This is a genomic window from Clostridium nigeriense, assembly GCF_900086595.1.
GTDB lineage: Bacteria > Bacillota > Clostridia > Clostridiales > Clostridiaceae > Clostridium > Clostridium nigeriense.
This window is the reverse complement of the sequence record NZ_LT575472.1, coordinates 3,720,125-3,732,458: the sequence shown is the minus strand read 5'-3', so window position 1 is coordinate 3,732,458 and position 12,334 is coordinate 3,720,125. Positions and strand designations below refer to the sequence as shown.

9 protein-coding genes are annotated in these 12,334 nt (G+C 29.0%); all 9 read left to right on the top strand.

What is annotated here, in order from left to right:
- Window positions 1–53: 53 nt before the first annotated feature.
- The 9 genes from murB to BN6774_RS17670 all read left to right on the top strand — a co-directional run bounded on the left by murB (window position 54) and on the right by BN6774_RS17670 (window position 12,182).
- Complete coding sequence (gene murB / locus BN6774_RS17710) at window positions 54–974, top strand: UDP-N-acetylmuramate dehydrogenase (RefSeq protein WP_066896192.1); 921 nt, start codon at window positions 54–56, stop codon at window positions 972–974.
- Between the two features lie 189 nt (window positions 975–1,163).
- Window positions 1,164–1,646: an LURP-one-related/scramblase family protein gene (locus BN6774_RS17705; protein WP_066896190.1), complete on the top strand. Its 483-nt coding sequence runs from the start codon at window positions 1,164–1,166 to the stop codon at window positions 1,644–1,646.
- Between the two features lie 26 nt (window positions 1,647–1,672).
- Entirely contained in the window at window positions 1,673–2,464 is a 792-nt protein-coding gene (locus BN6774_RS17700) for a TIGR00266 family protein (RefSeq protein WP_066896187.1), read from the top strand.
- A gap of 89 nt (window positions 2,465–2,553) precedes the next feature.
- Window positions 2,554–3,657: a histidinol-phosphate transaminase gene (hisC, locus tag BN6774_RS17695; RefSeq protein ID WP_066896183.1), complete on the top strand. Its 1,104-nt coding sequence runs from the start codon at window positions 2,554–2,556 to the stop codon at window positions 3,655–3,657.
- 143 nt (window positions 3,658–3,800) lie between these two features.
- Complete coding sequence (gene rapZ, locus BN6774_RS17690; protein ID WP_066896181.1) at window positions 3,801–4,685, top strand: RNase adapter RapZ; 885 nt, start codon at window positions 3,801–3,803, stop codon at window positions 4,683–4,685.
- On the top strand, window positions 4,682–6,031 hold the full coding sequence (locus tag BN6774_RS17685; RefSeq protein ID WP_066896178.1) for a gluconeogenesis factor YvcK family protein: 1,350 nt from the start codon (window positions 4,682–4,684) through the stop codon (window positions 6,029–6,031). Before rapZ ends, BN6774_RS17685 begins: the two co-directional genes overlap by 4 nt.
- A 154-nt stretch (window positions 6,032–6,185) precedes the next feature.
- On the top strand, window positions 6,186–7,433 hold the full coding sequence (locus tag BN6774_RS17680; protein ID WP_066896175.1) for a sensor histidine kinase: 1,248 nt from the start codon (window positions 6,186–6,188) through the stop codon (window positions 7,431–7,433).
- A 90-nt stretch (window positions 7,434–7,523) separates the two neighbouring features.
- Entirely contained in the window at window positions 7,524–8,474 is a 951-nt protein-coding gene (gene whiA / locus BN6774_RS17675; RefSeq protein WP_066896172.1) for a DNA-binding protein WhiA, read from the top strand.
- Window positions 8,475–8,627: 153 nt separating this feature from the next.
- Complete coding sequence (locus BN6774_RS17670) at window positions 8,628–12,182, top strand: DNA polymerase III subunit alpha (RefSeq protein WP_066896169.1); 3,555 nt, start codon at window positions 8,628–8,630, stop codon at window positions 12,180–12,182.
- Window positions 12,183–12,334: the final 152 nt, after the last annotated feature.

Sequence of the window (12,334 nt, the reverse complement as noted above, 5' to 3'; positions counted from 1 at the left end):
ATTATTTGAATTATGAGAGACGATATTACGAGGTTATTTATAAGGAGTTAGGTATGAATCAATATAAAATATTTGAAGGTTTATTTAAAGAGTTTTACAAAAGTGAGAATGTTATTCTTAATGCTGAAATGAAGAAATATGTTCATTTTAGAGTTGGTGGACCAGCAGACATCCTTTTAATTCCTGAAAATAAAGATCAGGTTATAAAAAGCATACAAATATGCAAAGAAAATAATATACCTTATTTTGTAGTTGGTAATGGATCTAACTTATTAGTAAAAGATGGTGGGGTTAAAGGGGTAGTTATAAAATTAAATGAAGTTAAGAACATAAATATTTATGGTGAAACTATTGAGGCAGAATGTGGAGCTATGCTTAAGGACGTATCAAATGCAGCATTAGAAAATTCCTTAACTGGTTTTGAATTTGCTTGTGGGATTCCGGGAACTGTCGGTGGAGCTGTATTTATGAATGCAGGAGCTTATGATGGTGAGATTTCTCATGTAATCGAAAGTGCAGAAGTAATAGATAATAATGGAGAAATAAAAGTACTATCTAAGAATGAATTAGAATTAGGATATAGATCTTCTATAGTTATGAAAAAAAATTATATTGTATTATCTGCTAGATTTAACTTAAAAAGCGGTGAAGTTAGAAAGATTAAAGAAATAGTTGATGATTTAACATGTAAAAGAGAATCTAAACAACCACTAGAGTATCCTTCAGCAGGTAGTACATTTAAAAGACCTACTGGGTATTATGCAGGAAAACTTATACAAGATGCTGGTTTAAAAGGATACAGCATAGGTGGTGCAGCAGTTTCAGAAAAGCATTCTGGATTTGTAATAAACAAGAACAATGCAACAGCTAAAGATATATTAGATTTAATTGCATATATTCAAAATGAAGTAAAGAATCAATTTGGTGTTGAACTACATCCTGAAGTTAGAATAATAGGTGAAGATAAAAAATAAAATTTTTAAGTATAAAGAGGAATTCAATTTATAATGAATTCCTCTTTTTTGTGTGTAGCAAATATTGGAAGTTTACCATACAGTTGTAATATTTATAATATAAGTAAATTTTATAAAAGTGTTGACAGGAATTAAGTGGTATAATATACTATATTTAAAGTTAATTAAAAATATTTAGGGGGATAATTTATGAGAAAATTTTATGTTAAAGAAAGACTACTTTCAATTGGAGCCAAATTTGATGTTTATGATGAAAATGATAATAAAATTTTTGTTGCAGAAGCTGATAGGTTTGATATAGGCAAAAATATAAGCTTATATGATTTAAACAATAGGAAAGTATTATATATGAGACAACAAATTAGGTTTGGCGCACATAAATATATTGCATTTGATGAAAATATGCGAGAAATAGCTACAATAAAGAAAGAATTTATGGTTCCTGAATATGATATAACAGGAATTGTTGGAGTCATGAATATGGAAAGTTCCAGTATACTAGGTAGGAGCTACGAAATAAAAAGAAATGGACTAACAATAGGAACAATAGATAAAGAGTTTACCTTTGGAAGAGATAGATATTTTCTTGAAGTGATGGATGAATCACATACAACATTTTTTATTGGGCTTTTAGTAATGATAGATATGATTAGATTTCATAATGATAATTAATAAATTTTAGAGGAGGAGAAATAAGAATGTCTCATAATATTGATTACGAAATTAAGGGGAATGAAATGCAATTTGTAGAAATTGAATTAGATCCAAGGGAAACTGTTATAGCTGAGTCAGGGGCAATGATGATGATGGACAATAGCGTTACAATGGATGCTATATTTGGAGATGGTAGTGAAAAATCTAAAAGTGGCGGTTTTTTTGGAATGTTAGGAAGTGCAGCTAAGAGAGTAATAACAGGTGAAAGCTTATTTATGGCTGCATTTACAAATGAAGGGATGCTAAAACAAAGAGTAGCCTTTGCGGCTCCTTATCCCGGGAAAATATTACCTATGGACTTAAGAAGTCTTGGAGGAAGGCTAATATGTCAAAAGGATTCTTTTTTATGTTGTGCTAAAGGAGTAAGCATTGGAATTGAATTTACTAAAAAACTTGGAACTGGCTTCTTTGGAGGCGAAGGATTTATATTACAAAAACTTGAGGGAGATGGGTTAGCATTTATACATGCTGGGGGAACTATAGTTAAAAAAAGTTTAATGCCTGGAGAAACTATAAAAATAGATACTGGTTGTTTAGTTGCTATGACTCAAAATGTTCGTTATGATATTCAATTTGTAGGAGGAATTAAAAATGCTGTTTTTGGAGGGGAAGGATTATTTTTTGCTACATTAACTGGTCCAGGGGATGTTTGGATTCAAAGTCTTCCATTCAGCAAGCTTGCATCAAGAGTATATGCATCGGCTCCACAGAATATGGGGAGATCAGTTGATGAAGGAAGTATTCTTGGAACTCTAGGAAATATATTTGAAAAGTAGTATAGAAACTTTTTCTTAACTTATATATAATTATTTTAAGCAATAAATAATTAACAAAGGGGGGAGCCCATAAGTTATGGGCATGTAGTATGGAATATAGAGTTAGAGAAGAAGTAAAGAAATTAGGTAAATATGTATCAGGAAAGCCTATAGATGAAGTTAAAAGGGAGTATGGAATAAGTAGAGTAGTTAAGCTTGCTTCTAATGAAAATCCTTTGGGTACTTCGGATAAGGTTAAAAAGCTTATGGTAGATTTAGTTAATGAAATGAATATGTATCCAGATGCAGCATCATTTGATTTTAAGGAAGCCTTAAGTAATAAACTTGATATAAATAGAAATATGATATTTTGTGGGGCAGGATCCGATTCCTTAATAAATGTAATTTGTGGAGTTTTTTTAGATAAAAATGATGAGAGCATAATGGCTGAAATTACTTTTCCAAGATATGAAAGTAATACTAAACTTATGGGAGCAAAGGCTGTTAAGATTCCATTAAAAAATAATGCCTTAGATTTAGAAGCAATGGTTGAAGCAATAAATGATAAAACAAAGATAATTTGGTTTTGTAATCCTAACAATCCTACTGGAGGAATATTTACAAAGAGCCAATTAGATAGAGTTTTAAATAGAATCCCAAGCAGTGTAATAATAGTTATGGATGAAGCTTACGGGGAATATGTTACTTCAGAGGAATATCCAAATTCATTAGAACTTTTAAAATATTATCCTAATATGATTATATTAAAAACTTTATCAAAGGCTTATGGTTTAGCATCCTTAAGATTTGGTTATGGAATAGCTAATGAAAAAATTGTAGATTATATGAATAGAGTGATAAATGCTTTTGATGTTAATTTGTTTGCTCAAAAAGCAGCAACTGTTGCAATACAGGATGATGAATTCTTAAGTAAAGTAAAAAGTTTTAATGAAGAACAAAGAGAATTTTTATATGGCGAGTTTGAAAAAATTGGTCTTGATTTTATAAAATCTCAGGCTAATTTTATAATGGTAAATGTTAATGGTGATGATAAACCTATACATGAGTATTTATTAAAACATGGATATATAATAAGACCGGGATATTTATTAGATATGCCAGGGTGGATAAGGGTTAGTTTAGGAACAAATGAACAGAATTTAGAGTTTACTAATCTTCTTAAAGAGGCAATAGAAGAAAGAGATAGGTGCTAAAGCACAATTAAAAATAGGGTTGTTTGTAGCAACCCTATTTTTTACGTATAGAAAAGTATAAAGAGATTACCTTTATGATTAAATTAATAAGGTGAATATGATATAATTAAATTAACAGACTAAATATTTAGGGAGGTAGCATCATGAGATTTATAATAGTTACAGGATTATCAGGAGCAGGTAAGACAGAGGCAACAAGAAGTCTTGAAGATATGGGATACTTTTGCGTAGATAACCTTCCACCAAAGTTAATACCAAAGTTTGCAGAGGCTTGTGTACAAAGCCAAGGTAAGATAGATAAAGTTGCTTTAGTTATAGACATTAGAGGGGGTATATTCTTTGATGATTTATTTGAAAGCTTAATTTATTTAAAGAAACAAGATTTTAAATATGAAATATTATTTTTAGATGCATCTGATGAAGTTTTAGTTAAGAGATTTAAGGAAACTAGAAGAAGTCATCCATTAGCACCTGGAAGTAGAATAATTACTGGGATTAATGAAGAGAGAAAAAGGCTAAGAGAAGTAAAGGATAGGGCAGATATAATAATAGATACTTCTAAATATGCAATAAAAGACTTAAGAGAAGAAATGACTAAAAATTATGGAGATGTAAAACAGCCCCAAAAACAACTTTCTGTAACTATTTTAAGCTTTGGATTTAAATATGGAATACCAGTAGATTCAGACTTAGTATTTGACGTTAGATTTATACCAAATCCATTTTATATTCCTGAACTTAAACCTTATTCAGGAAATGATGAACCGGTTAGAAGATATGTATTACAACAAGAAGAAACCAAAGGTTTTATAAAAAGAACTGATGATTTATTAGAGTTTTTAATACCTAACTATAAAAAGGAGGGAAAAAGACAACTTATTATATCTATAGGATGTACTGGGGGAAGACATAGATCAGTTGCTATAGCTAATGCATTATATGAAAGTTTAGCAAATAGGAATTATAATATATCCGTTGAACATAGAGATATTAGAGAAGATGTACATCAAGGAGCTAAGAAGCTATGAGTATTAAAGAGTGGTTAAAACCTGGAGTTAAAATAAAAAGATGGTTTTTCTTTGGAATATTTGGGATTCTTTTAATTGCTTTTGGCTTTACTGAATTAGCAGTAAGAAGGGTTTATGATATTTATTATAAAATATTTTATATATTTTTAAATATAACAGGAGTTTTAGTAATATATATTTCAGTTGTTGAAAGTATGAAATCAATAATTGCTTTAACTAATAAGGGATATATACATTTATCATTAGATAGTAGAAAAATGGAAAATCTAATATATGAAAAAAGGCTATTAGTAAAAGGACCTAAAATAGTAGTTGTAGGTGGTGGAACAGGATTATCTACAATGCTTAGAGGATTAAAATACTATACTTCTAATATTACCGCAATTGTAACAGTGGCAGATGATGGTGGTGGATCAGGAGCCTTAAGGGAAGACTTGGGTATGTTACCTCCTGGAGATATAAGAAACTGTATTTTAGCTTTAGCAGATACAGAGCCTTTAATGGAAGAACTTCTTCAATATAGATTTACTGATGGAAGACTTAAAAATCAAAGTTTTGGTAATTTATTTTTAGCTGCTATGGATGGAGTTAGTGAAAACTTTGAAGATGCTGTTCAAAAAATGAGCTCGGTTCTTGCAGTTACAGGTAAGGTTTTACCTGTAACATTAGAAGATATGAAGTTGGTGGCTGAACTTGAAAATGGCAGTAGGATAGAGGGAGAATCCCAAATTCCTGAAGAGGCTATAAAACAAAATTCAAGAATAAAAAAATTAATGATTGAACCTAAGGATGCAAAACCTCTTCAAGATGCTATAAAAGCTATTGAAGAAGCTGATGCTATAGTATTAGGACCAGGGAGTCTTTATACAAGTGTAATACCTAATCTTTTAGTTAAAGATATTGCAGAAAATATTAGGAAAAGCGATGCAATTAAAATCTATATATCAAATATAATGACCCAGCCTGGTGAAACTCATGGGTTTAAGGCTTCTGATCATATAAAAATATTAAAGAAATATGGCGGTAGAGGAATAGTTGATTATGTAATTGCTAATAGAGGGGATATTCCTTTAGATATAAAAGAAAGATACTTAAAGGATAATTCACAGTTGGTTGAATTAGATAGAAAAGAACTTAAGAGTTTAGGTGTAGAGGTAATAGAAGCATCTTTAGCTAAAATAGAAAAGGGTTATGTTAAGCATGATTCTGAATACTTAGCAGAAGTACTTGTAGATACAATAATGGAGAAAAAATTATTATACGATAGAAAGAAGATTATAGAATATATGTATGTTTCTCAAAAGATAAAGGAAAGAGAAAGAAAAAGTAAAGAAAGTAGAAATTAATATATAAATTAAAAAGGGTTGTTTGTAACAACCCTTTAAATTTTGTGTTAAAAAATGTAATATAATAATTAATTTATGAATATATAGAAAAAAATGTTGTAATTTGTTAAAATATGTTTAAAAATATATAATATTTAAGAAGAGGAAGTTTAATATGGAACTTATAGGTATTTTTGTTGAAATGATGCTTAATGTATTATTATATGACAAATTATTCAACAGTCAAAAGAATAAAAAGTACATACTTTATTCTATAATAATTATGATTTGTAGTGTGCTTTTCTATAAATTTAGTAGTATTAATGGGATAATTAGTTTTTTAATTCTACTAATAGCTGAAATTAGTGCTATAGCATATGTAGATAAAAAGGATAATATTCTAGTTTTAACAGAAATATTTATATCTACTACAATTAGTTTTATATTACAAAATGGCATTATAACCTTAATTTATTTTTTTACAGGAAAAACAAAAGAATACAGAGTGTTACATTTAATAATTTATGCTATTAGTATAGTTTGTATAATGATATTTTTAAAAGACTATAGAAAGAAAAAAGATTTAGATTTTGAGAAATATGTTGAAGATAATATTTTAATTTCTATTATTACTTTAAACATATTCATATTATTTATGATATTTAAAATGGTCTATGATAATAGAATTTTATATAATAATATAGCACTTCAAATTAATGCATTAATTTTTGTTAATATATTTTTTAATATAAGTTTTTATAGAACAATACATAAAAGCATATTAAAAAATAAGAATATGGAAATAAAAAGTACTTATAATCCACTTCTAGACGAAATAATCCAAAGCATGAAAGCAAGTGAACATGAATATAAGAATCATATTAATATGATTTATTCTATGATTCAAGTATCTAAAACAATACCTGAAATTAAAGAAAAAGCTAGCAATTATATTGGGCATATACAAAATAAAAATGTTTTTAGCAAAGTTTTAGATATAGAAAGTACTATAGTTAAGGCTGTTATATATAGTAAATTGGTTGAATGTGAGCAGCTAGGAATCAATTTAAGTTATGAAATAAAATCAAATATAGAAGGCTCATATCTTGATGATACTGAAATAACCATAATTTTAAGCAACTTATTAAATAATGCTATTGAGGCAACTAAAAATTCAAATAAAAAAAAGATAAAATTAGATATAAGAAAGCTTGAACGATATAAAATACAGGTTAAAAATAATATTTCAGGGTTAAATATAGATTCTAGAGAAATAGAAAATTTCTTTAAAAAAGGTTTTTCTAGTAAGGGTGAAGGTAGAGGTTATGGATTGTTTAATGTAAAGAAAATAATAAAAAAATACAAGGGAACTATTTATGCAAGAGTAGTGGAAGATTTCTTAGTAATAGAGATATATATTTAAAGTTTTAAGCTAGAATTTACATCTAAATTTTTATTATTATTTATGTTATAATTACATGATAAGAATAGTAAATAAGGAGAAATAGGCAATATGTCATTTTCATCAAAAGTAAAAGGAGAAATTTGCAGATATTCAGAATTGACCAAAGATGAAGCTTTAGCTGAAATTTCGGCAATAATGAAGGTAAGTGGAACAATATCATTTAATGGGTTAGGATTATCTTTTAGAATTACTACTGAAAATCCGGCATCTGCAAGGCATATATTTAGTTTGCTTAAAGAGCATTTTAATATACATTCAAAATTAATGGTTAAAAAGAGCAACTCTTTAAAAAAGAACAATATATATATGGTTCTTATTGAAGAGTCTATGGGGGTTAGGGATCTTTTAAGAGATACGGGGATACTTTCAGAAATTGAAGGAGTTCTAACGTTAAACTATAGAATAGATAAGGAAATGGTTAATTCAGATGAATTGAAAAGAGCATATATTAGAGGCGCTTTTATAGGTGGAGGAAGTATAAGTAACCCTGAAAAGACCTATCATCTAGAGTTTGTAACACATAGTGAAGAATATGCTAGAGATTTATGTGCTTTAATTAATACTTTTGGATTAAATTCTAAGGTTATACAAAGAAAAAATAGCTTTATAATTTACTTAAAAGAAGGAGAGCAGATTTCTAATCTTTTAAGTATTATAGGTGCCCATACTTCTTTATTAGAACTAGAAAATATAAGAATAATGAAGGAAATGAGAAACAATGTAAATAGACTTGTAAATTGCGAAACAGCTAATTTAAGCAAGACAGTTAATGCAGCAGTTAGGCAGGTTGAAAGTATAAAACTCATACAAAGAGAAATAGGGCTTCAGAGATTACCAAAAAATTTAAGAGAAGTAGCTGAACTTAGACTAAGCTATCCAGATGAATCTTTAAAAGAACTTGGCGAAATGCTAAATCCACCAGTAGGTAAATCTGGTATTAATCATAGATTAAGAAAAATAGAAAAAATAGCAGAAGAAATAAGATCAGGAACTTATTAGACAATGGAGAATGGATAATTTATGATGAAACTCAGCAAGCTGAGTTTCTAAATTTTAATTATGGTAATTTGGTACAAATTACTTCTTAATTATGCATTCTTAATTTACAATTATTAATTACAAGCACGTAGTGCTTGTCAAGGGGGTGTTTAATTGGAAAAAAAATTTACTCATTTACATCTTCATACAGAATATAGTTTGCTTGATGGTTCAGGAAAAATTAAAAAGGTAATAAGCAAAGCTAAAGAGTTAGGAATGGACAGTATTGCTATTACTGACCACGGTGTTATGTATGGATGTGTTAATTTTTATAAGGAGGCTATGGAACAAGGAATAAAACCTATATTGGGTTGTGAGGTTTATGTAGCTGCAAAATCAATGGATATAAAGTTAAATGATAAAGAAAATAGTACTCATCATTTAGTTTTATTAGTTAAAAATGAAGATGGATATAAAAATTTAATGGAGATAGTATCTGAGGCGTCTATTAGAGGTTTTTATTATAAGCCAAGGGTTGATCATGAGTTTTTAAGAAAGCATAGTACAGGGCTTATAGCATTAAGTGCATGCTTAGGGGGAGAGGTTCAGTATTGGCATCTTAAGGATAATTATGACAAAGCGAAAGAAGTAGCTCTTTTATATAATGACATTTTTAAAGAGGGTTTTTATTTAGAAATACAAAATCATGGAATGGATGAGCAAAGAAAGGTTACAGAAGGTAACATTAAGTTATCAAAGGAAACTGGAATACCATTAGTTGCAACTAATGACGTACATTACATAAATCAAAAAGATTCAGCCTCTCATGATATTTTAATGTGTATTCAAACTGGTAAGACAGTTGATGATCCAAATAGAAGAAGATATCCTTCAGATCAGTTTTATTTAAAGTCTCCAGAAGAAATGTGGGATATGTTTTCTTATATACCAGAAGCTTTAGAGAATACGACTAAAATTGCTGCAGAGTGTAATTTTGATTATGAATTTCATGTATCTAAATTACCAAAGTTTCCAGTTCCAGAAGGGATAGAACCTTTTGAGTATTTAAAGAATCTTTGCTATTCAGGACTTATAGAAAGATATGAAGTATTTAAGGAATTTCAGAATAAACCACTAAATGTTGAAAAAATTGTGGATTATTATAAAAATAATGAAGAAGCCTGTGGATATATTGAAAGATTAGAATATGAGTTATCAGTAATTAGGCAAATGGGGTATGTAGATTATTTCTTAATTACTTGGGATTTTATAAGATTTTCAAATGAAAATGGAATACCAACTGGGCCAGGGCGTGGATCTGCTGCAGGTTCAATAGTTGCTTATACATTAGGTATAACCAAAATAGACCCAATAAAATATAGCTTGCTATTCGAAAGATTCTTAAACCCTGAAAGAGTAAGTATGCCGGATATAGATTCGGATTTCTGCTATGAAAGAAGACAGGAAGTCATAGATTATGTTGTAGATAAGTACGGAGTAAATAATGTATCACAAATTATAACATTTGGAACAATGGCCCCTAGAGCTTGTATTAGGGATGTAGGTAGAGCTATGAACTATTCTTATGCAGAAGTTGATAGAATTGCTAAAATGATTCCTACTATGCTAGGAATAACTATAGATAAAGCACTAGAAATAAATCCAGAGCTTAAAGCTGCTTATAATAATGAAGAAAGAGTAAAGCAATTAATAGATGTTAGTAAGGACTTAGAAGGACTTCCAAGACATTCGTCAACTCACGCAGCGGGAGTTGTAATAGCATCTAAGCCATTAGTTGAATATGTACCTCTTCAGAAGAATGAAGATTCTATAGTAGCACAATTTGATATGACAACATTAGAAGAGTTAGGATTGCTTAAAATGGATTTCCTTGGACTTAGAACATTAACTGTTATGAACGATGCAGTTAAAATGATTAAAGAAAACCAAGGGATAGATATAAATTTAGATAAGATAGACTTTGAAGATAAAGCAGTTTATAAAATGCTTGGAGAGGGAAAAACAGCAGGAGTATTCCAATTAGAATCAGCAGGTATGACATCATTTATGAAGGAATTAAAGCCAGATTGTTTAGAAGATATCATTGCAGGTATATCTCTTTATAGACCAGGTCCTATGGCTGAAATTCCAAGGTATGTAGAGTGTAAACAAAACCCTGATAAGGTTAATTATGTGGCGCCAGAGCTAGAGGATATATTAAATGTTACTTATGGCGTTATGGTTTATCAAGAACAGGTTATGGAGATAGTAAGAAAGCTTGCTGGATATTCAATGGGAAGAAGTGACCTTGTAAGAAGAGCCATGTCAAAGAAAAAACACAAGGTTATGGAAGAAGAGCGTAAAAACTTCATTTACGGTGTAGTGGATGAAAATGGTAATGTAGAAGTTCCTGGTTGTAAGAGGAATGGAATTTCAGAAGAAGCTGCAAATAAGATATTTGATCAAATGATGGACTTTGCGAGTTACGCGTTTAATAAATCCCATGCAGCAGCATATGCAGTTATAGGATACCAAACTGCATATTTAATGAAATATTACCCAGTAGAAACTATAGCAGCTATGCTTAATTCAGTTATGGGTACAAGTGAAAAAGTAGCTCATTATATTGCCTTTGCTGAAAGTTTAGGAATACAAGTTTTACCACCCGATATTAATGAAAGTTATTCTAAATTCACAGTTAAGGGAGATAAAATAAGATTTGGATTAGCAGCTATAAAAAATGTTGGTTATAATGTTGTAGAAACTATAGTAGAATCAAGAAATAATAAGGGAGCCTTTGAATCTCTTATAGATTTTATAAATAAAATAGATTTATCTGCTGTAAATAAAAGAGCTATTGAAAGTTTGATTAAGGCAGGAGCTTTAGATGGTTTTAATGTTTATAGATCAAAACTATTAGCTGTGTATGAAAAGTTAATGGATGGGGTAGCTAGTGAAAAGAAAAGAAATATAGACGGGCAAATAAGCTTATTTGGACTAGAAGAAGAGTTAGAACTTCCAGAAGTAAATTACCCAAATATTAAAGAGTTTGCTAAGAAAAATTTATTAGCTATGGAAAAGGAAATGACAGGATTATATTTATCAGGTCACCCTTTAGATGAATATGCAGATAGTTTAAAAGTTCAAACATCAACTAATATAGAAAAGGTATATAAGTCCTATGAAATAATTAAGGATACCTTTAATCCAAGTGATTTACCAGAAGACATAATTCATGACGAAGAAAAGGTAATACTTGGAGGAATAATAGCAGAATACAATCAAAAAATAACTAGAAATAATACAATGATGGCATTCTTAAAACTTGAAGACTTAACAGGAATAATTGAAGTTATAGTATTTCCTAAAACCTTAGATAAAGTTAGGGAAAGCTTAAAAGAAGATGCTTTAGTAGTAATTAAAGGAAGAGTAAATATAAAGGAAGATGAGCTTCCAAAATTAATTTGTGAAAGCATTGAACCTTTAGAAAAAATTAATACCTCTAAGGTTTATTTAAGGGCTAAGAATTTAGAAGAAGGAAAAGCTTTAATGAAAGAATTAAGAAATATACCTGATTATTATAAAGGAGACACTACTGTTTACTTATTTACAGAAAGTGATAGAAAAAATTATAGAATGCCAAGGGATATATGGATAAATTTAGAATCTGATGCTGTGATTTATTTGAAAGAATTAATAGGTGAAGAGAACATTAAGGTTATAGAATAAAGATAAGAAAGTCTACAGATGCTAAAAAGAAATTTTATCTATGAATTTAGCATCTGTAGATTTTATTATTATTTTTAATATTTTAGCAGTTTTATCAAAAAATTAAGAATTATTCAATTATTTATATTTAAATCTAAATTAAATTGATAAAA

Bases quoted from the DNA above. Each gene is read 5' to 3' on its own strand.
- murB (WP_066896192.1), top strand. From the start codon at position 54: ATGAATCAATATAAAATATTTGAAGGTTTATTTAAAGAGTTTTACAAA.
- BN6774_RS17685 (WP_066896178.1), top strand. From the start codon at position 4,682: ATGAGTATTAAAGAGTGGTTAAAACCTGGAGTTAAAATAAAAAGATGG.
- hisC (WP_066896183.1), top strand. From the start codon at position 2,554: ATGGAATATAGAGTTAGAGAAGAAGTAAAGAAATTAGGTAAATATGTA.
- BN6774_RS17705 (WP_066896190.1), top strand. From the start codon at position 1,164: ATGAGAAAATTTTATGTTAAAGAAAGACTACTTTCAATTGGAGCCAAA.
- rapZ (WP_066896181.1), top strand. From the start codon at position 3,801: ATGAGATTTATAATAGTTACAGGATTATCAGGAGCAGGTAAGACAGAG.
- whiA (WP_066896172.1), top strand. From the start codon at position 7,524: ATGTCATTTTCATCAAAAGTAAAAGGAGAAATTTGCAGATATTCAGAA.
- BN6774_RS17700 (WP_066896187.1), top strand. From the start codon at position 1,673: ATGTCTCATAATATTGATTACGAAATTAAGGGGAATGAAATGCAATTT.
- BN6774_RS17680 (WP_066896175.1), top strand. From the start codon at position 6,186: ATGGAACTTATAGGTATTTTTGTTGAAATGATGCTTAATGTATTATTA.